Source organism: Acinetobacter sp. MD2 (assembly GCF_035615575.1).
Classification (GTDB): domain Bacteria; phylum Pseudomonadota; class Gammaproteobacteria; order Pseudomonadales; family Moraxellaceae; genus Acinetobacter.
This window is the reverse complement of sequence record NZ_VTDK01000001.1, coordinates 524,944-546,068: the sequence shown is the minus strand read 5'-3', so window position 1 is coordinate 546,068 and position 21,125 is coordinate 524,944. Positions and strand designations below refer to the sequence as shown.

At 41.9% G+C, this 21,125-nt stretch carries 18 protein-coding genes and 2 pseudogenes; 16 read left to right on the top strand and 4 right to left on the bottom strand.

The window, feature by feature from the left end; all coding sequences use genetic code 11:
- Positions 1-13 precede the first annotated feature (13 nt).
- The 10 genes from ung (at position 14) to FXN70_RS02580 (ending at position 8,337) form a co-directional block, all read left to right on the top strand.
- Complete coding sequence (gene ung / locus FXN70_RS02625; protein WP_324645913.1) at positions 14-727, top strand: uracil-DNA glycosylase; 714 nt, start codon at positions 14-16, stop codon at positions 725-727.
- Positions 724-1,839: an enoyl-CoA hydratase/isomerase family protein gene (locus tag FXN70_RS02620; protein WP_324645912.1), complete on the top strand. Its 1,116-nt coding sequence runs from the start codon at positions 724-726 to the stop codon at positions 1,837-1,839. Before ung ends, FXN70_RS02620 begins: the two co-directional genes overlap by 4 nt.
- On the top strand, positions 1,829-2,335 hold the full coding sequence (gene tadA, locus FXN70_RS02615; RefSeq protein ID WP_324645911.1) for a tRNA adenosine(34) deaminase TadA: 507 nt from the start codon (positions 1,829-1,831) through the stop codon (positions 2,333-2,335). The genes FXN70_RS02620 and tadA overlap by 11 nt, the downstream gene beginning before the upstream one ends.
- Positions 2,336-2,503: 168 nt before the next feature.
- Positions 2,504-3,391, top strand: a complete 888-nt coding sequence (locus FXN70_RS02610; RefSeq protein ID WP_324645910.1) for an amino acid ABC transporter substrate-binding protein — start codon at positions 2,504-2,506, stop codon at positions 3,389-3,391.
- Positions 3,392-3,994: 603 nt separating this feature from the next.
- Positions 3,995-4,069 carry a pyrroloquinoline quinone precursor peptide PqqA gene (gene pqqA / locus FXN70_RS02605; RefSeq protein ID WP_001982218.1) on the top strand — a complete coding sequence of 25 codons (75 nt, stop codon included), beginning with the start codon at positions 3,995-3,997 and terminating at the stop codon, positions 4,067-4,069.
- A 70-nt stretch (positions 4,070-4,139) separates the two neighbouring features.
- Positions 4,140-5,051: a pyrroloquinoline quinone biosynthesis protein PqqB gene (gene pqqB, locus FXN70_RS02600; protein ID WP_324645909.1), complete on the top strand. Its 912-nt coding sequence runs from the start codon at positions 4,140-4,142 to the stop codon at positions 5,049-5,051.
- A 12-nt stretch (positions 5,052-5,063) separates the two neighbouring features.
- Positions 5,064-5,825, top strand: a complete 762-nt coding sequence (gene pqqC, locus FXN70_RS02595; RefSeq protein WP_324645908.1) for a pyrroloquinoline-quinone synthase PqqC — start codon at positions 5,064-5,066, stop codon at positions 5,823-5,825.
- Positions 5,822-6,106 carry a pyrroloquinoline quinone biosynthesis peptide chaperone PqqD gene (gene pqqD / locus FXN70_RS02590; protein ID WP_324645907.1) on the top strand — a complete coding sequence of 95 codons (285 nt, stop codon included), beginning with the start codon at positions 5,822-5,824 and terminating at the stop codon, positions 6,104-6,106. Before pqqC ends, pqqD begins: the two co-directional genes overlap by 4 nt.
- Positions 6,103-7,248 carry a pyrroloquinoline quinone biosynthesis protein PqqE gene (gene pqqE, locus FXN70_RS02585; protein WP_324645906.1) on the top strand — a complete coding sequence of 382 codons (1,146 nt, stop codon included), beginning with the start codon at positions 6,103-6,105 and terminating at the stop codon, positions 7,246-7,248. Before pqqD ends, pqqE begins: the two co-directional genes overlap by 4 nt.
- Before the next feature lie 33 nt (positions 7,249-7,281).
- A complete protein-coding gene (locus tag FXN70_RS02580; protein ID WP_324645905.1) occupies positions 7,282-8,337 on the top strand; it encodes a dipeptidase in 1,056 nt (351 codons plus the stop codon).
- 46 nt (positions 8,338-8,383) lie between these two features.
- On the opposite strand, the gene FXN70_RS02575 is transcribed toward FXN70_RS02580, so the two are convergent.
- From FXN70_RS02575 to FXN70_RS02565, 3 genes are all read right to left on the bottom strand, one after another.
- On the bottom strand, positions 8,384-10,489 hold the full coding sequence (locus FXN70_RS02575) for a TonB-dependent siderophore receptor (protein ID WP_324645904.1): 2,106 nt from the start codon (positions 10,487-10,489) through the stop codon (positions 8,384-8,386).
- An 83-nt stretch (positions 10,490-10,572) separates the two neighbouring features.
- Positions 10,573-12,513: a TonB-dependent copper receptor gene (locus FXN70_RS02570; RefSeq protein ID WP_324645903.1), complete on the bottom strand. Its 1,941-nt coding sequence runs from the start codon at positions 12,511-12,513 to the stop codon at positions 10,573-10,575.
- Positions 12,514-12,631: 118 nt separating this feature from the next.
- Positions 12,632-13,042 carry a DUF2946 family protein gene (locus FXN70_RS02565; protein ID WP_324645902.1) on the bottom strand — a complete coding sequence of 137 codons (411 nt, stop codon included), beginning with the start codon at positions 13,040-13,042 and terminating at the stop codon, positions 12,632-12,634.
- Between the two features lie 95 nt (positions 13,043-13,137).
- Here FXN70_RS02565 and FXN70_RS02560 point away from each other — a divergent pair, with 95 nt between their 5' ends.
- Positions 13,138-14,496, top strand: coding sequence for a PepSY-associated TM helix domain-containing protein (locus tag FXN70_RS02560; protein ID WP_324645901.1), 1,359 nt, complete (start codon positions 13,138-13,140; stop codon positions 14,494-14,496).
- A gap of 81 nt (positions 14,497-14,577) precedes the next feature.
- Here FXN70_RS02560 and FXN70_RS02555 read toward each other — a convergent pair whose 3' ends face one another.
- Positions 14,578-15,684, bottom strand: a complete 1,107-nt coding sequence (locus tag FXN70_RS02555) for a transcriptional regulator (RefSeq protein ID WP_324645900.1) — start codon at positions 15,682-15,684, stop codon at positions 14,578-14,580.
- 452 nt (positions 15,685-16,136) lie between these two features.
- Here FXN70_RS02555 and FXN70_RS02550 point away from each other — a divergent pair, with 452 nt between their 5' ends.
- The 5 genes and pseudogenes from FXN70_RS02550 (at position 16,137) to lpdA (ending at position 21,091) form a co-directional block, all read left to right on the top strand.
- Complete coding sequence (locus FXN70_RS02550; RefSeq protein ID WP_324645899.1) at positions 16,137-17,099, top strand: thiamine pyrophosphate-dependent dehydrogenase E1 component subunit alpha; 963 nt, start codon at positions 16,137-16,139, stop codon at positions 17,097-17,099.
- 15 nt (positions 17,100-17,114) lie between these two features.
- Positions 17,115-18,134, top strand: a complete 1,020-nt coding sequence (locus tag FXN70_RS02545) for an alpha-ketoacid dehydrogenase subunit beta (protein WP_324645898.1) — start codon at positions 17,115-17,117, stop codon at positions 18,132-18,134.
- A gap of 1 nt (position 18,135) precedes the next feature.
- Positions 18,136-18,409, top strand: a pseudogene (locus tag FXN70_RS11970) (biotin/lipoyl-containing protein); the annotation flags it as partial.
- A gap of 170 nt (positions 18,410-18,579) precedes the next feature.
- Positions 18,580-19,680, top strand: a pseudogene (locus tag FXN70_RS02540) (2-oxo acid dehydrogenase subunit E2); the annotation flags it as partial.
- A gap of 10 nt (positions 19,681-19,690) precedes the next feature.
- The gene (gene lpdA / locus FXN70_RS02535; protein WP_324645895.1) at positions 19,691-21,091 is read left to right on the top strand and encodes a dihydrolipoyl dehydrogenase; all 1,401 of its coding nucleotides are present in this window, start codon (positions 19,691-19,693) and stop codon (positions 21,089-21,091) included.
- Positions 21,092-21,125: the final 34 nt, after the last annotated feature.

Genomic DNA, 21,125 nt, shown 5'->3' with positions numbered 1-21,125 from the left:
TTTTGAGACATAGATGTTACTTAACGAACAGCAGCAACAGCGATTAAATAAAGTTCAACTTGACGACAGTTGGAAACATGCACTACAAGAATTTTTAGTGGGTGCTCAAATGGAGCAGTTACGTCATTTTTTAGTTGCACAAAAGCAAGACAATAAAACGATTTACCCGCCAAGTCATTTGATTTTTAATGCACTAAATATCACGCCAATTGACCAAGTTAAAGTCGTGATTTTAGGTCAAGACCCTTATCACGGTGCAAATCAAGCGCATGGGTTAAGTTTTTCGGTACAAAAAGGGCTTGCAATCCCACCTTCATTGCGTAATATTTTTCATGAGCTTCATAGCGATTTAGGGGTTGTTTCACCTAAACATGGCGACTTAACCCAATGGGCACAGCAAGGTGTATTGTTGTTAAACAGTGTATTAACTGTGGAAGAAGCTCAGCCTACCTCGCATCAAAATCAGGGGTGGGAAGCATTTACAGATCATATTATTGATGTATTAAATGAGCAGCGTGAACATATCGTCTTTATTTTATGGGGTGCGTATGCACAACGTAAAGGGCGACGTATTGATCGTGATCGACACTTAGTTTTAACGGCTGTACATCCATCACCATTAGCTGCGAATCGCGGTGGTTTTTTTGGATGTAAGGCATTTTCAAAAACCAATGACTACTTAACACAACAGGGTATCGCACCAATTAACTGGCAGCTGGACGCATGACACAGACAATGAAACATTACCATTCTGACTTGATGGTTGAATATGCACAAAATGGATGGCGCATTATTCGTTTAAATCGACCGAAATCTTTACACGCATTAGATTTGTCAATTGTGACTGCATTGCGTGAAGTTTTTCAAGATTTTCATCATGATGATACGGTTAAAGCCATCTGGTTTGATTCAACTACTTCAAAAGCTTTTTGTGCCGGTGGAGATGTTCGTAAACTACGCCAGTTGGTCATTGAGAATGAAGCTGCCGTTGCCGATGAATTTTTTAAACAAGAATATTTATTAGACTTACTGTTACATGATTATGCCAAGCCAATTGTTGTTTGGGGCGAAGGTTATGTCATGGGTGGTGGTCTTGGCTTGTTTATGGCTGCACCTTTTAGATTGGTGACACCACATTCACGTTTGGCAATGCCTGAAATTAATATTGGCTTATATCCTGATGTTGGTGCGACTCGCTTTTTGGCAGACCGTGGGGCAGTGGGCTTATTTACAGGGTTAACAGGCTCAATTATGACGGCGGCAGGTGCTTATGCCATTGGTTGGGCAACGCATATTTGTGATACTCAGCGTGATACAGTGTTAGAAAAAGTGATTGCAATTCGTTGGACGGATTATCCAGCAGGTGCATTTAGAGCAATTGATGATACTTTAAATAGTATGCATCGCCCTGTGGGGGCAGGCCCGTTACAAAACTCACTTGATGTTTTACATAGTGTTTGTCGTGGTGTGCATTTTGAATATGATTATGAGGCGATTGTTGGTCTAAGTGATGCACGTAGTGATTGGTTACGCCAAGCCAGTGAAAATTTACAAAAAGGCTCACCTGTAACGGCTGCATTGACCTGGTTGTTATGGCAATGGGGGCGTACCGTGCGTTCATGGAATGACGTTTTTGATTTAGAAATGCAAATTTCTGCATGGAAAATCCGGCACCCAGATTTTGTAGAGGGTGTGCGTGCACGTTTAGTGGATAAGGATTTATCTCCTGAATGGCAGCAATATAGCGAATTGAGTTTGAAAGGTATTTTAGGTGCTTGTCCACCCATTACAACAGTTGAAAGTTGGAATGCAATCTTAAAACAATATCATGTTATTTAATTTGCAATCTGAATCGGTTGTTTTCTCTGAGCAAGATGAAAAATGGATGCGTTTGGCTTTAGAGCAAGCGCATTTTGCCCAAATGCAGGGAGAAATTCCTGTGGGTGCAGTCATTGTAAGTCAAGATAAAGTGATTGGTGTTGGCTATAACGCTCCGATTGGCTTACAAGACCCAACCGCACATGCAGAAATTTCTGCGCTTCGAGATGCGTGTAAAGGGCTGAATAATTATCGCTTGCCTGCGGATGCTGTGCTTTATGTGACTTTAGAGCCTTGTACAATGTGTGTTGGTGCATTAATTCATGCACGTATTCAAAAAGTTATTTTTGCTGCACATGAGCCTAAATCTGGTTCTTTGGTTAGTGCACGTCAACTACTGAACAATCAAGGTTATTATAATCACCTGTTTGAATATCAATCAGGTTGCTTAGAAGCTGAAGCATCAGCATTGTTAAGCCAGTTCTTTAAAGCAAGGCGTGCACAAAAAAAGTATTAGGCTTATTTGGGTGCGCTAAATCAAAAAATGCATTGTATTTGTGCGTATTTTTAAAAAAAGACTGCGTATTTTGCTTAAATAGGCTATATTTATGCACTCATAAAATACACAAAATAGAGCTCTCATGATTTTAACTGAGAGATCATTGAGTTAAAAGGAAAGTAGGAAATGCGTCTTATTAAGATTTGCGTATCGGGGACAATCTGTTTTTTGTCGATGTCAGTAAGTTCGGTGTTTGCAGCAGATACCTTAGCAAAAATTCAAAAAACAGGAACATTGGTGATTGGGCATCGCACATCATCTCAACCCATTTCTTATGTGGTAAATGGACATCCGGTCGGTTACGCAATTGATATTTGTAATGATGTGGCTGCTGAAATAAAAAAAGAATTACGCATGCCAAATCTACGTGTGGTTTATAAGCCAGTTACACCGACTGATCGTATTGCATCATTAAAGTCAGGCGCAATTGATATGGAATGTGGGACATCAACACATTCTGTTTTACGTAATAGTGATGTTGATTTTTCAACAAATTATTATATGGCTGAAATTCGTATGGCAGTCAAGAAATCATCAGATATCAAAGAAATTGATGATTTAGACAATCGTAAAGTGGTCACAACTGCCGGTGTGATTGCAGATAAATATTTGAAACGTACGGTACGTGGCCATGATTTGAAAGTACAAAAATTATATGGGCGTGACCATGCAGATTCGTTTAATTTGCTTGCAACAGGTAAGGCCGATGCATTTGTTGCTGCAGATTCAACACTAGCCGGTTTGATTGCAACATCTGCACATCCTCAAGATTATAGAATTGTAGGTGAGGTCTTGTCGACAGATCCATATGCCATTATGTTGCCAAATGATGATCCAAAAATGAAAGCATTAGCGGACAAAGTCGTCACTAATTTATGGCGTTCTGGTAAAATGGATCAGTTTTATAAAAAATGGTTCTTATCTCCAATTCCACCGCATAACGTTGCTGTAAATATGGAGCTAAATAAAGCCAATAAAATTTTACGTGCTCGTCCAACCGATGCAGGAAATTAAAGCTTGATTCAACTTTGACTTTTGAAAGTTGAAATCTGGATTGGTTTAAATGCCTAGTAAATGAATGTTTACTAGGTTTTTATTTAGATGTCATTGTTTTTTGATAATTTAGAAGTAAAGAGAGCATCTCTGTAAAATTACAGTCAATCATGGCTTGGTTGCACAAACGTCAAAAGACCAGATCTTTCTTAAGTTTACCAAATTTTAGTTGCACTTTAGCGGGTTAATTCAGTAAGTGTACTGAATTCTACTAAATACAAATTCAAAATTTTTCTTTAGCTTTAATAGAAGACGTTCCTGTGTAGATTCACTAAATTCTAAACCTCGTAATTTTTTATGTTATATGGTTTTTTAATGTCCACTCTTTGGGGCTGCTAATTTTTAAACAGTTAAATGTTGCATTGGAATCTGATAACTAACTGTAATATTGAGCTTTATATTGGTTTTGGTTTCTATTTGTTACTTGAACCATACAATCAATGTTTGCTTGGTTGAGCTTTTACGTTAAAATGTCCCTTTGAAATTAAACTTAAGTAAATTGTTTAATTGCTTTTCTGTTTAAAAAGAGAGGCAGACATATTTATTCATTGTTGGAGAAATAACATGCAATGGACTAAGCCCGCGTTTACAGATTTACGCATTGGTTTTGAAGTGACAATGTACTTTGAAGCACGTTAATTGCTAACATCTTGTTAAATCCATAAGCCCTAGAAATCTAGGGCTTATATCTTTTTAAAAGTACTCTTTTATGTATATTCATATTTTAGGTTCAGCCGCAGGTGGTGGTTTTCCACAGTGGAATTGTAATTGTTCAAATTGTAATGGTGTGCGTCAAGGCACAATCCAAGCGAAGCCGCGTACACAATCTTCAATTGCAGTGTCAGAAAATGGCATCGACTGGGTACTATGTAATGCTTCCCCCGACATTCGTCAGCAACTATTTGACTTTAAAGCTGCACAGCCTGCACGACAATTGCGTGATACAGGAATAAAATCTGTGGTGCTGATGGACAGCCAAATTGACCACACCACAGGACTTTTAACCCTACGCGAAGGCTGCCCGATGGAGGTGTGGTGTACTGAAATGGTACATCAGGATTTAAGCACAGGCTTTCCGTTATTTAATATGCTCAAGCATTGGAATGGTGGTTTGCAGCATAAACTCATCAATCCTAAACAAGCGTTTAAAATAGATGGTTTTGAAAACTTAGAATTTATTCCATTTATTATTCGTAGTGCTGCACCGCCATATTCACCGCATCGTAATGATCCGCACGATGGCGATAATATTGCCTTAGTGATTAAAGACCATAAAACCCAAAAACAACTTTTTTATGCACCAGGCCTTGGCAAAATTAGCGCAGACATCATGCAAATTATGGCCGAATCAGACTGCGTAATGATTGATGGTACCTTGTGGCAAGATGATGAAATGCAACAATGTGGCGTGGGCACAAAAACAGGTCGTGAAATGGGGCATTTATATATTGGTGGTGAAGGTGGTTCGTTGTCGTATTTAGATCAACTGACTAAACCACGTAAGGTGTATATCCACATCAATAACACCAATCCAATTTTAAATGAACAGTCGGCACAATTTGCCGAATTGCAAGCGCATCAAGTCGAAGTGGCTTTTGATGGCATGCAGATTGAATTGTAAAAGGGCAATGCCATGACTGCAAAACCACAAGCACTTTCGACAGCTGAATTTGAGCAAGCCATTTTGGCCAAAGGGCAGTATTATCATATTTATCATCCGTTTCATGTGATGATGTATGAAGGCAAAGCCACGCAACAGCAAATTCAAGCTTGGGTTGCTAACCGTTACTACTACCAAATTAATATTCCGCTGAAAGATGCGGCGATTATGGCAAATTGTCCAGATCATCGTGTGCGTCAAGAGTGGATTCAGCGCATGATTGACCAAGATGGTGTTTATCCAGACGGTGGTGGGCGTGAAGCGTGGTTACGTTTGGCTGAAGCGGTGGGTTTAACCCGTGAGCAAGTGATGTCGGAAGAGTTGGTGTTGCCTGCGGTGCGTTTTGCGGTAGATGCCTATGTCAGTTTTGCCCGCCGTGCCACTTGGCGTGAGGCGGCAAGTAGTTCTTTAACTGAATTATTTGCACCGCAAATTCATCAGTCGCGTTTAGATTCATGGCCTGCGCATTATCCGTGGATTAGTGAAGCCGGTTATGACTATTTCCGTTCACGCTTAAGCCAAGCCCGCCGTGATGTCGAACATGGTATGAGCATTACCCTTGAATCATTCACTGAATATGACGAACAACAGCGCATGCTCGAAATTTTACAATTTAAACTCGATATTTTGTGGACGATCTTAGATGCGTTGTCGCTTGCCTATGTTCACAATCAAGCACCGTATCAAAGTGTAACCAGTGACCGCGTTTGGCACAAAGGATTATTTAAAGTATGAGTATTGCAAATTTTGATGTGACTCAAGTGCCAACATGGCGACACGGTTACCGCTTTCAATTTGAAGCCGCGCAAAATCGCCATGTGATTTTGTATCCTGAAGGCATGATTCAGCTTAATGAAAGCGCTTCCGCCATTGGACAATATATTGATGGTGAAAAATCGGTTGCCGAGATTATTGCGCAATTAAAGCAAAAATTTGGTGATATCGAAGCGATTGGCAACGATGTGATTGAATATATGTTGGTGGCTGAACAAGAACATTGGATTGAGTTTAAATGAGTCAGGCAGTGGGCTTGCCACTTTGGTTGTTAGCAGAATTAACTTATCGCTGTCCGTTACAATGCCCGTATTGTTCTAATCCGCTTGATTATGCCAAATACAAAGACGAACTCAGCACCCAACAATGGTGTGATGTGTTTGATCAGGCACGAAATATGGGCGCGGTGCAATTGGGGTTTTCGGGTGGAGAACCCTTAGTTCGTCAAGACTTAGAGCAAATGGTGGCACATGCCCACGGTTTAGGTTTTTATACCAATTTAATTACCTCAGGGATGGGATTAACTGAGAACCGAATTGCTGCTTTAAAACAAGCTGGGCTTGACCATATTCAGGTCAGTTTTCAAGCCAGTGACCCTGTGGTAAATAATGCTTTAGCAGGTTCAAAGCATGCTTTTGAACAAAAGTATGAAATAAGCCGATTAGTCAAAAAATATGAATATCCGATGGTGCTCAATTTTGTGATTCATCGGCACAATATTGACCAAATTGATAAAATTATTGAGCTGTGTATTGAACTCAATGCCGACACCGTTGAATTGGCGATTTGCCAGTTTTATGGTTGGGCATTTGAGAATATGCAGGGATTACTGCCAACCAAAGCACAGCTCGTCCGCGCCGAACGCATTACCAATCAATATCGTGAAAAGTTAAAGCAGCAAAAGCATCCGTGTAAACTTATTTTTGTGGTGCCTGATTATTATGAAGAACAGCCCAAAGCCTGTATGAATGGTTGGGGTAAAATCTTTTTAACGGTTGCGCCCGACGGCACAGCGTTGCCATGTCATGCTGCACGCCAATTACCTTTAAGTTTCCCCAATGTAAAACAGACGCCACTTGCTGAAATTTGGTATGAGTCGGAAGGCTTTAATGCCTTTCGGGGCGATGCGTGGATGCCTGAACAATGCCGTAGTTGCGACAAAAAAGACCGTGATTTTGGTGGCTGTCGTTGTCAGGCATTTATGCTCACGGGCGATGCCAAAAATGCCGATCCTGTATGTGGAAAATCGCCGTATCATCATTTAATTGAGCAGGCACGGGAACAAAGCCATCAGGCAGTTGCTTTAGATCAGCTTCAGTTTAGAAATAGCAAAAACTCAAAAAAATATCTGCAACAGCGGATTGAAATTACACAAACCGATTGATCTACAGATACACCTTAAACAAGGATATTCGCCATGCAGCCGTTAATTTTTGATGGTCATAATGACGCTTTAACACGGCTTTGGTTAAGTGATGCTGCTGATCCGGTTGCTGCTTTTTTAAATGGTGGTTTAGCAACTGAAATGGATTTACCACGTTGCCAAAAAGCTCACTTTTTAGGGGGGATGTTTGCGGTATTTATTCCACCTTTTGCTTATGTGAAACAGCATCATCCTGATAAAATAACCGACTTAAATGCAACTGAGTTTACTTTGTGCGAAATGCAGCAAATTGTGCAAGCGCAAGTTGAACTTTTACACGATTTAGTGGCGCGTTCAGCGCAGCAATTGCAATTGTGTACGACAGTTACGCAGATTCGTAATTGTCAGAAAAATAAGCAAATCGCGATTGTGATGCATATGGAAGGTGCAGAAGCACTCGATGCCAATTTGCATTTGTTAGATGATTGGTATGCAGCAGGCTTGCGTAGTCTTGGTGTTTTGTGGAATCGCCCAAGTTTGTTTGGACATGGTTTAAATGCCAGTTTTCCACACTCGCCCAATACAGGCGAGGGATTGACTAGATTAGGCAAACAGCTCATCACAAAAGTTGCACAGTTGAATATGGTTGTGGATGTATCTCACATGAACGAATTGGCATTTTGGGATACCGCCGAAATTTTAGCGCAGTTTGATCAACCAATTGTAGCCACCCATTCCAATGCACATGCATTGTGTGCTCAAGCAAGAAATTTAACCGACAGTCAATTGGCTGCGATAGCGACAAGTCAGGGCATGGTTGGCGTCAATTTTGATACCGCCTTTTTACGTGCCGATGGTCAGCGCAATAAACAAACCTCGATTGATGTCTTACTCGATCACGTTGAATATTTAATGCAAAAACTAGGTGAAGCACATGTTGGTTTTGGTTCGGATTTTGATGGTGGGTGTTTAAGTGATGAAATTGGTGATGTGACAGGTTTACAAAGAATTGTCGCTAAAATGCAGCAACGGGGTTATTCAATGCCGCTGATTGAGCAAATCTGTAAAGACAATTGGTTGAATGTGTTAGAGCGGATTTGGGGTGAATAGCACGAGCCATTTAGCCTATTGCTGGCTCGTGCGTTGCGATAAACAATTAAAACTTAAAATTCATACTTAACGTCGCTTTACGTGGTTCACCCGGTTGAATCCATGCGTCTGTATAGCTTGCCACCGCATATTTTCGGTTGAATAGATTACTGATATTAAGCTGCATGCGCAGATCAGGATGAATCTGCCAATAACCACCCATATTCACGACAGTAAAAGCGGATAGGGTCGTGCCATTATCAATATAATTTGCGCTTCGTTTGCCGTAGTAATTTAAATTGCCAATCATCCCCATGTCATAGCCTTGCCAGTTAAATTGATAATCGGCAGACAGGTTAGCAGTATGTTTGGGAATATTTTTGAGCTGTGCGCCTTTTACATCGACTTCACTTTCAAGTACCGAGGCATCGGTGAAGCTGTAATTGGCCCGAAGTTTTAATTGATCGGTTATTTGCTGCTGCACTTCCACTTCAATGCCATGACTTTGTACTTTTCCGCTATCGACATAACTGTCGTGGATGCCTTCGGTGAGTAAATGCTGCTTGTGCAAATTAAAATAAGTCAGGCCCAACCAACTTTGGGTTTGATATTGATATTTCCCGCCGACTTCCCAACTTTGGGTTTGTTCGGGTTGATACAGCATATTGTCCTTATTTAAGCCTGTATTTAACTCGAAACTTTTGCCCCAATTGCTGTAAAAAGACAGTTGTGGTGTTGCTTTAAAATTAACCCCTAAACGTGGGCTAAATGGTGTAAACGCTTGTTTTACTGTGACGTTATTTAAATGATTGTGAATGTTTTGCTCAAGATGGTTATAGCGCCCAGCCATTAACACACTCCACCGATCATTTAAAAAAACTTGATCTTGCAAGCTAAAACCCAACATATTTTGGGCTTCTTGACTCGATTTAGTGGTGCGCGTTAAAGGCAAAATATTCACGTCATATATAGGCTGAATGAGGCTGATGACACTGGACGTTCCTACAGCATTACGCTGTTGTAATTGGTCGATGCTATAGTGACCTGCTTCAATATTGGCAAGCAGTTCATGGTGAATATTTCCTGTCTGAATTTTGCCACGTAAAATCGACTGAAATTGAGTATTTTTAGTTTCAAAATAACGATAACGGCGGAAGCGATTGGCGGTTAAATCGGCTGCATTGACACTTGATATTTCAGTCGATGTGCCTTCGCGTGTGCCATGACTGTAGCTTAATGCAGTGGTGCTATTCCAATTGTCATTGAATTGATGATTGAGCCGAAGTTGCAACATTTGGCTTTGAATGTCGAGCTTACCATCGCTTGGTTCACCATAAAACGTATGGATATTCGACATCATTTTCCCATTTAACATAGGAATCCCGCGGTCAAACACGCCTTGGTATTGAGAAAATTCAGTGTCTAAATTCAGCTGTGTATGATCTGAAATTTTCCATGCCAATTGTGGTGCAAGGGTATAATGTTGATGATTGACATCATCTCGAAAACTTTGATTATTTTCATAGGCGATGCCCATCCGATACGCCAATACATCATTGATTGCAGCCGTTGAATCAAGTGCAATTCGATATTGTTGTAGCGTAGAAGCACTTACATTAAGTTCATGCTGTGGTTGCCATTCGGGCTGTTTGGTGGTGATGTTGAGCATTCCACCAATTGCACCCTGACCATACATTGCTGCCATAGGGCCTTTTAAAAAATCGATCGCCTGAACATTAACCATGTCTTGTGGTGGATGAATGCCATTTAACGCACTTAAACCGTTGCGCAAATACATTGTTCCCATATTCGGGTCGGTACTAAAACCACGAAATGAGTAATTGTCCCAAAAGCCACCGCCATAACTGTCTTGATAAACCACGCCATTGACCAGTGCCAAAGCATCGCTGACCCGTTGGATGTTGTGTTGCTGAATTTCTGCCGTAGAAATGTGCGATTGAGCAAAAGGCACATCTAATAATGCATGTTGAAACTGGGTCAGTGCTTGTGAAACATCTGCATTGCTGCTGGATTGCTCGGTTTTAATGTGAATCAGAGGTAAAGCAATGGTATTTTTGGATAAATCTGTATTTTCTACTGCTAAAGCCGTACTACTTATAATTTGTAGTAGGAGCAGACTTGCCCAAGTTGGATGAAATTTACAACTTAACATAAATGAATCTCGCAAAATATGACTTAAAACACATGGTTGGTCACGCATTCAAAACGTGAATGCGTGACTTGTTTAAGCAAAAATTAGAATTTCATGCTCATGCGTAGCCAATAATTACGACCCATGTTGTTAAATTGCTCATTTGCTGCGTAACCGAATACTGCTGCACCTGATTTATTTAAATGTTCGGCATAGTTGCGGTTAAATAGATTATCAATACCGATGGCAACATCTAAATTTGATGTGATTTTGTAGGCCGCATTGATGGCAAAGGTATTAAATGCTTTGCTTTGGCTCATGTCATATCCAACAATATTACCTTCATTTAAGCTAACTCGATTCTGTGCGGCAACCACACGCCATAATAAACCTAAGCTATATTGATCTTGGGTGTAGCGTAAGTTAAAACGTGCTTCAAGCGGCGCAATTTGTGGCAGTGGACGATGGTCGGTACTGTTTTGCCCCCATGCATACATGGTTGAAACATCGGCTTGGAGTTGATTGGTAAATTGATAGCCAACGCCTGCTTCTGCGCCTGCAATCACGGCATCGACATTGCGTATAGACGGAGTATCTTGATATCCCACCAAAATAAAATTGTTAATTAAACCTGCATAAGCTGAAGCCCAAACGTTCCATGCTTGATGTTGCATGTTAAAACCGATATCCAATTGGGTGGTTTTTTCGGTTTTTAAATCAGCCAGTGTTTTGCCAAGTCTTGAGGCGCGAACGAGTTCCCAATAATCGGGCGTGCGTTCAACATAACCAATCCCTGCGTAGGTTGTTAAATCGTATTGAGGGAAGCTATTTTCAAGACGAATAAATCCACTTGGGTTGGTTTCAGTTCTGTTTTGGTTGTTTTTATTGTTGTTAAATTCCACATGACCCAACCGTGCGCCAGTCACTACATTTGTGCTATCGCTGAGGGCATAATTCCATTCGCTAAAAGCGCCATAAGACTGAAAAGCCAAACTTTTGCGACCATTGTTGACGTGTTGATTGTGTTGACTGTCAAGCCCAGACACAATGCTGAGTTTGTCCCATGTAGTGGTTATTGCGGTGCGTGCATTTAAGGTACGGCGTGACACTTCAGATGCCATACTACGCATGACAGGGGTGCGTAAGCTAAAATTGTCCATAATATGGTCGTTGTAATTGTAGTCAATTTGCGCTTCAACTTTTCTAATGACATCGCTAATGTTTTGTTGTTCGGCATGTAAACCTAGGCTTTGTCGTTTAAATTGTGCGCCGTCCATACCACGTCCTGCATAGGCTGCATTGCCATCACTGGTGCCACCACGTAATTCAAGCCACGTATCTTGAGTGGGTTTCCAGCCCAAAGCTAAATCTGCATTCCATTTTTCCCAAGAGGAATGCACGCTGTTGCCATGACCATCTTGATAGTCATTCGACACAGAGCGATTGGCATTCAGGCGTGCATATAAATCATCGCGACCAACTGCTGTTTCAAGATTATGATCCACCCGTCCATAACGACCGACTAAAACACTGGCTTGACCCTGAACGTTTTGATTCGGCTGAAAATGTACAGGTTTGTGCTTAAACAGCACTGTTGCCGCCGAACCTGTGGTGGCATATTGCACGGTTTCAGGGCCTTTAATCACGGTGATTTGGTCGTAACTTTCTGGGTTAATATAAGAAGTTGGCGCATCCATCCGCCCGGGGCATGCACCTAAATTTTCGGTACCATCGGTTAAAATTTTAATTCTTGAACCGAACATGCCGCGGAAAGTCACGTCACCATTGCTTCCGCCATTACGAATGGCATTAAAACCCATGATGCTTTGTAAATAATCTGCGCCATCCGTTGCAGGCACGGGTTGAATCGGTTGCTTCGGATCGGCCTGAATCATTAGCCCATTCGAGAGGTGATCATTTTGCGAGGTCACCACAATTGGAGTTAAATTGTGCGTTGGGGTATCTTCTGCATGGGAGAATGCGGGATTGATGCTAAGTAGTAATGCTGCGGCTAAAGGTTGTAATAAAAATTGTGGTCGAGTCATGACGATTTATCTCAAAACATAAATATGCGCTACGCAGAAAAAACGCGTAGAAATACAGCACATTGCCAAATAAAAATTGACAACGTGTTAGGTCAGAAGCTGACCTTGAAAGCAATATTTAGGCGTAAAGCGGCGGTGCTCGACCTTGAGGGCACAGAAATAAACGACGTAAATCAAAGAAAACATAGGCCAATGCCGCCAATAAAATAAGGCGAACAAGTAGGGCGATTTCAATTAAATCGAGGTTGATTTCAGTTAGAGGTGATAATTGATGGTAAAGTTGACAAAAATGACAGTGTTTAAGCATATCGTCATGTGTTGACGATGTTTTCATTTTGCTCATGTCATGCTGCATGTCTTGCATCATCATGTGATGTTCTGACATTGACATGCTGTGTTGGTCTAAGGCAACACTAATCTCTGCACAGACGATATTGGATTGCATGGTTTTAGGCATCGCAATTTGCCAAAACACAAGGTTTTGTAACAAAAGTGCCAGTAGGCCAAACGTGAATCCAAATTGCCGCATTGAGGGAAGAAAACTTAATTTAAACTTAAAACGGTGTGTAGGGTACATGAACTTGTTAAGATATGCCATCTTTGGGTTTAGGCATTGTAGGGTCTATGGATAAAAAATCGGCAAGAATGCCCATTTTTCGTCAATTATTACAAATGTTGCATGTGCAAGTCGGTGTATTGGTTGCGCCATTTATTTTTATTGCTGCGTTAACAGGGCTGCTGTATGCCTTAACGCCACAAATTGAAAATAGTATTTATCAGCAGCAATTATTTGTTGATCAGCCCAGTCATGCACAACCGAAGCTTTTAAGTGAGCAAATTCGAGCCGCACAGCATTTTTTGCCTGAGCAGGCACATATTATGGCAGTTCGACCAGCGCCATCTGTAGATATGACCACCCGAATTTTATATATGGATGCTCATAAGCCCGAGCAAACGATGGCGCTGTTTGTCAATCCATATAATTTGGCGGTGCAAGGACGTTTGCCTGTTTATGGCACCAGTGGTGTATTGCCTATGCGTACCTTTTTAGATAATTTACATCGTAATTTACTGATGGGGACGTATGGCCGTGCTTATAGTGAACTGGCGGCCAGTTGGTTAGGTATTTTAGCGCTTACAGGATTTTTACAATGGCACCGTAAATGTAAAAAAAAGATTCAATATCAAAGCAATGTCACATCAAAACAGTGGCACAGCTGGATGGGTTTGGCTTTTTTTCCGATGCTGATTTTTTTCTCTGCTACGGGTTTAACATGGTCAAATTGGGCGGGGGCGAATATTGCCAAATTTCGTCATTGGGCTAATGGTGATACCCCCAGTTTAAATACTCAATTGCATACATTGGTTGGACAAAGCACCACACCTGTAGATGCACATGCCGAACATCATATGCACATGCAGATGTCACAGCAAAATCTGATAGATCCAGCCCAGTTCGATCTCATTCAACAGCTGGCACGTCAGCAAGGACTAAACGCAGCAGCCTTGCAAATTAAACCAAGTCTTGAAGCGAACCAAGCATGGACAGTTGAAGAAATTCAGCACAAATGGCCAATTAAAATTGATGCTTTGGCCGTTGATATGCAGCAACTAAAAGTAGTCGATCGCCTGCATTTTAAAGATTTTCCACTTTCGGCAAAGCTGACCCGTTGGGGAGTTGATACGCATATTGGGGTGCTGTTTGGTTGGGTCAATCAGTTGGTTTTAATATTTAGCGCGAGTGCAATTTTGCTTTTAATTGCTTTGGGATATTACAGTTGGCTAAGTCGTGTCGAGGTAAGGAAAACTTTGCAAAATGCGCCGCGGTTGTGGATGTCGCTTTGGCAGAAGGCGACAGCCTTGCAATGTTGTGTCGCAATGGTTGTTTTAATGGCGCTATATTTTATAGTGCCTGTTTGGGTCATCAGTTTGGTGTTGCTGCAACTGTTATGTTGGGGTGGGACAAAACTAACTAGAAATTAGATAAGTTAATTGGGTTGTGATTTATGGAGGATGAACTTTGCTAAGCATCACATAGCATTTTACAAACTTCACTTTTTTAGATTAAACACCTTCCAATTTTTGTTGCAATATCGACGTTCGATAAGGACTATCTTCAGGTAAGATGTCGAGTAAACGTTCGATGGCGTCTATCCTTTCAGGGTTATGTTGTATCAGCTTAAATAATAGTTCTGGGTTGGTACAATGATAAATGTGATGACTTAAGCGTGCATCGAACGCGTCACGCCAAGCCCGTAAAAAAGGGCTTTCTGTTTTTGCTAAGAAGTTTCCTTGGTATAGATGAACAGCTGTTTGTAAGTAACCGGCATTGAGTGCGCGTTCTGCACGTAAAAAATCGCATTCTAATTCGCAGTTGAGTCTGTAGCAGCGCGGCTGAATTTTGCCATTAAGCAGAGTGCGTAACTGTGAAATTTCAGCTTTAAGCGTGGTTAGGCTGACGTCTCTGTCGCCATATAAAGCATAATGTAATTCATCTAATTGCATGCCCAGTGGGCATAAAGCCAAAATACATAAAATTTCAATTTGTCGATGGGTCAGTGCGAGGCGGTTTTGATTAAAGGTAATGATCGGCGTGCCAAAAACTTGCATGGCTAAAGTATCTTGTTGTTGATGTTGTAACACTTGGCTTAATAGTTGCACACAACGTTCAACCGCCAGTTTACCTAAATTGCTATGTTTGGTGTATTGGGTTGAAAGATTTAGAATACCGTAATATTGCTGTGTATTGGGGTCAATAATTGGCGTGGCATAACAGACCCAATCTTGCACACTATTCATCTTATTTTCATTGGAATAAACACAACTGGTTTGCTGCGTATTTAGTGCAACACCAATGGCATTGGTCCCAACAGACTGAGTAGACCATTGCCCGCCTTCAACAAAATGGACTTGTTCTGCCGATGAGCGCATGCTCTGGCTACTCCATGTCCAAAGTAAGGTGCCAAAAGTATCTGTAATGCCCATTGCCATATCGGCTTCCTGCGCAATTTGCGACATCATGGTTTGACTTTGATAAATTGTGCGTCCGAACAGCGAACATTGCCAGTCTTGCTCGAGTGATAAAAGAGGTGCAGCCGTGGGCAAGACCTCATGTACTTTAGGTGGGGTGATAGGTGTTATTTGTGTAAAAGAGCTTGGCTTTAAATCCATGATGGCTTCCTTTTTTATGCTACAACCGTTCACTTAAATCCTTTAAGTGAGCCGAAATGATGGCGATTTTTATTTTTGCATATTTTAAACAACTCTTCAGATGATTTTATTTAAGCAATAGTCTAGTTGAAAGACATTGGCAAATTGAATCAAAAAATGTTTCAAAAAGTGGTGAGATTGTAGCTAAATTTTTATGTTTTTTAACTTTGATAAAAATGGTGCGCAAGTTTAAAGAATAAAGGTTGGTTAAAAGTTTGTTTTGCACTGGAATTTACCTTTAATAAAAAATTACATTTAAATAAAAATCTTAAAAAATCAATATTCTATTCAAAGTTTTAAACCTTGTGAAAGCGATTTATTTTATTAGTCTAATATCCAAGAAATAAAAAATATTTTTAGATTAAGTGGATGCTTGGACGACATCACTTAGATCAAAAAATAAGGAAATGAGTATGCAGCTTACTGAAGAACAATTGCTTGCCGCATATAAACGCATGCGAGATATTCGTGAATTTGAAGACCGTCTTCATGAAGAAAATAATACAGGGGATATTCCCGGGTTTATTCATCTGTACAGTGGTGAAGAAGCGGTAGCCGTTGGAATCTGTGAAAATCTCACCGATCAGGATTACATCACCTCAACCCATCGTGGGCATGGGCATTGTATTGCCAAAGGCTGCGATATTCACGACATGATGCTGGAAATTTTTGGCAAAGATGCAGGATTATGCCGAGGAAAAGGCGGATCAATGCATATTGCCGATTTGGATAAAGGTATGCTTGGTGCCAATGGCATTGTAGGTGGTGGGCCACCGCTTGCGATTGGGGCAGCCTTGACGGCAAAAACATTAAAAACAGGTGGTATCGGTTTGTCTTTTACAGGAGATGGTGGATCGAATCAGGGCCTGACTTTTGAAGCGATCAATATGGCCGTTGTCTTAAAATTACCCGTTATTTTTATTTTCGAAAACAACGGGTTTGGTGAAGGTACTTCACACGATTACGCCGTAGGAAGTAAGGATATTGCAGGACGTGCCGCAGGTTTTGGCTTACCCGCCGAAAAAGTGGATGGCACAGATTTTTTTGCAGTTTACGCTGCTGCGCAAAAGGCGATTGAACGCGCACGCCGTGGTGAAGGACCAAGTGTGATTGAAACGGTCACCAATCGGTTTTATGGACATTTTGAAGGCGACCCAGGGCTCATCCGTTCTAAAGATGAAATTGATTATGTGAAGGAACATAAAGACCCGATCAAGATTTTCCGTGAAAAAGTGAAGGGCCAGATTGATGAAGCCAAACTGGATGCCATTGACGCTGCTTCAAAAGCCAATGTCGATGATGCTGTAGCCAAAGCGCGTGCAGCAAAATATCCAGAAATCTCTCAACTTTTAACAGATGTCTATGTCTCTTACTAAAGGAATAGTAACGAAATGCCAAATAAAAGTTATCGAAATGCCATTAAAGAAGCCATTGAGCTAGAAATGCGACGTGATCCTACCGTGATTGTGGTGGGTGAGGATGTCCGTGGCGGGCATGGCGGCAAAAATACAGATGAAAATAAGCTGGAAGGTTTTGGTGGTGTATTGGGGGTAACCAAAGGGTTGTGGACTGAGTTTGGTTCTGAACGTGTGATTGATACCCCGATTACCGAATCTGCCATTATTGGAATGACCGCAGGCGCGGCAGCAACAGGCTTACGTCCAGTTGCAGATTTGATGTTCATGGATTTTTATGGTGTCTGTCACGACATGCTCTATAACCAAGCCGCCAAATTCCGTTATATGTTTGGTGGTAAAGCCAAAGCACCGATGGTGGTGAGAGGCATGATTGGTGCTGGTTTCTCAGCAGCAGCACAACATTCTCAGTCACCTTATAATGTCTTTGCATCGGTACCTGGCTTAAAGGTCGTGGTGCCATCGAGTCCTTATGATGTCAAGGGGTTGCTTATTCAAGCCATTCGTGATGATGATCCTATTGTGTTTTGTGAACATAAAATGTTGTATGACATTAAAGGTGAAGCACCCGATGAAGCCTATACTATTCCGTTTGGGGTTGCCAATTATACCCGTGAAGGAACGGACGTCACCATCATTGCATTGAGCCTCATGGTTCATCGAGCCAATGAAGTTGCAGACAAACTCGCCAAAGAAGGTATATCTGTCGAGGTGGTCGATCCACGTACTGTTTCACCACTGGATGAAGATGGGATTTTAGAATCCGTTGCAAGCACGGGTCGTGTGGTGATTGTGGATGAATCAGCAGCACGCTGCGGTTTTGGACATGATGTTGCAGCACTTATTGCACAAAAAGGTTTTCACTATTTAAAAGCACCGATTGAACTGGTCACACCGCCACATACGCCAATTCCTTTTTCACCAGTACTTGAAAAAGAATGGATCCCAAGTGTCGAGCGGATCGAACAAGCGGTCAGAAAAATACTGGAGGCTTAGGATGAGCGAAATTAAAACACTGGAAATCCCGAAATGGGGATTGTCCATGGAAGAAGGAACTGTCGCACAGTGGCTGATCGAAATCGGTACGAGCTTCAAAAAAGGCGATGAAATTTGTGAAATTGAAACCACTAAAATTGTAAATGTCCTCGAAGCACCTTTTGATGGTACGTTGCGTCAGATTCTAGCACACGCAGGAGATACGCTGCCTGTAGGTGGCTTGATTGCCATTTGTGCCGAAACTGATGTTTCTGATACCGAAATTCAAAATTTCGCCCGAAATTTAAACGGTATTCAGTCGTCCAATACTGCAACAGAGGCTAAAGTCATAACAGCTCAAACGTCTGAAGTTGATCAATTAGCAGTAGCGAACAGTCAAGCTCAGTCTCAAGCGATTATCGAAACCAAAGCACAGATTGTGTCAAAAGATGGTATTGTGGTTCCAGCAGCGTTACAGGGCTTTAAGGTATCGGATTTATTTACTACGCCGCATGCATTAAAACTTGCAGAGAAACACAATATTGATCTTTCTCAAGTGATGGGTACAGGTCGGTTAGATCGCATTAGCGTGCAAGATTTGCAGTCTGCGGTACAAGCAGCAGGTGGTCAATGGGCAGGAATCAAACGTCAGGGCAGTCACAAAGCAATCAAGTCGACTGCCGATGATCAGCATATAGCTGCAACACCTGTCGCTCGACGTTTAGCCCAAACATGGGGTATTAACTTAAATGATTGCCGAGTTTCGGGTACTCGGGGGCGTGTCTGTAAAGAGGATGTTGAAACGGTCTATTATCGTGAACATTCTGTATCAGAAACTGCTTCAACCGCGAGTTGTGCTGATACGCCAGTTGAGCCAAATTCTGTCAAGCCTATTGCCATGAATGCGATGCGTAAGGCCATTGCTTCAAGATTACAATTGGCAAAACGTAATGCACCCCATTTTCGTTTAAGCATTGATGTCAATGTTGAAGCCTTGCAAGCTTTACGTCAGCAGATCAACGATACCGTGCCACAACTCAAGCTATCGATCAACGATATGCTGATTAAAGCGGCTGCGGCTGCGCTGATTAAAGTGCCAGAAGTCAATGTGCAATATGACGAACAAAAACAGCAGATTTTACAGTTTAAAGATGCTGATATCTCGGTTGCAGTTGCTATTGAAAATGGACTAATCACACCGATTGTTAAAGCAGCCAATCAGAAATCGCTGGCTATCATTTCGAGCACGATGCGAGATCTGGCAACCCGAGCCAAAACAGGTAAGCTTCAGCCTGATGAGTTCCAAGGTGGTAGCTTTAGCATCTCTAATTTGGGAATGCTCGGTATCAAAAACTTTGATGCGATTATTAATCCTCCACAAGGCGCCATCATGGCCCTAGGTAGTTCTGAGGCGCGTGCTGTGGTTGAGCATGATCTCATTGTGATTCGGCAGGTGATGACTGTCACACTTTCTTGTGATCATCGCGTCATTGATGGTGCTTTGGGAGCCAAATTTTTGGCAAGCTTCAAGCAGTTTGTCGAAAACCCTGCTTTGATTTTGGTGTAGGAGGATAGGCATGTCAGACACACAATTTGATCTTGTGGTGATTGGTGCTGGTCCTGGAGGCTATGTGGCTGCGATTCGAGCAGCCCAACTGGGTCTAAAAACCGCGATTGTCGAGGCGACTCATCTGGGAGGGATTTGTTTGAATTGGGGATGTATACCGACCAAGGCATTATTGGCGGGTGCTGAACTTACGCATCAATTTAAACATGCGTCGCAGTTTGGATTTGAGCTAGGAGATATCAATTTTGATTTATCTAAACTGGTTCAACATAGTCGTCAGGTTTCAGCGCAATTGGTGCAGGGGATTGAGCACTTACTTCGTAAAAATCAGGTCAGCGTATTTTATGCAAAAGCCAGATTTATTGCCAAAGAGCGCTTAGAGCTGGTCGATGCGCAACAGCAGAAACAGATGATTCGTGCCCCGCATATTATTGTGGCAACAGGTGCACATGCGGCTTCACTTCCTCAGATTCCAGTAGATGGTGATTATGTTTGGTCTTATAAGGAAGCATTACAACCCAAGCAACTCCCCAAGTCTTTACTGGTCATTGGTTCTGGTGCCATAGGCAGTGAATTTGCGAGCCTGTATCAGGATTTGGGAAGTCAGGTGACATTGGTCGATCTTACTAAGCAGATTTTACCAACCGAAGATCATGAAGTTGCCCAGTATGTACGAAAGCAGTTTGAACAAAAGGGCATGCGTATTCTGACAGAAAGTACCGTACAGCATTTAGAAGTTTGTGAGGGAAAGGTACATTGTGAAATAAAAGGGCCTTCTGGCGTTCAATCCCTAAGCTTTGATCATGTGCTCTCAGCCGTGGGGGTTAAACCCAATACACAGAATTTGGGTCTGGAGCAATTGGGTGTGGCATTGAAAAATGGATTCATCCAGACAGATGAATGGTGTCGAACCAATGTCGTCGGCATTTATGCGATTGGCGATGTTGCTGGTGCACCGTGTTTGGCACACAAAGCCAGTCATGAAGCCATAGTCTGTGTAGAGAAAATTGCGGGTATCGCAGGTGTTCATCCACTCAATCGCCAGCAAATTCCAGCCTGCATTTTCACCCATCCTCAAGTTGCCAGTATTGGATTAACTGAGCAGCAAGCCAAAACACAAGGCAAACAAATGCATATCGGAAAATTTCCGTTATCTGCCAATGGTAAAGCAATTGCACTGGGACAAACCGCTGGTTTTGTTAAAACAATTGTTGATGTGGAATCTGGCGAGTTACTCGGTGCGCATATGGTGGGACATGAAGTCACAGAGCAGATTCAAGGTTATGCCATCGCTCAAGCCCTTGAAGCAACCGATGAGCATTTGGCGCAGGTGATTTTTCCGCATCCAAGCTTGTCTGAAGCCATGCATGAGTCTATTCTAGCATCTATGCAACGGGCAATTCATATCTAAAACAATGACCGTTACCGTTGTGAGATGTTGTACC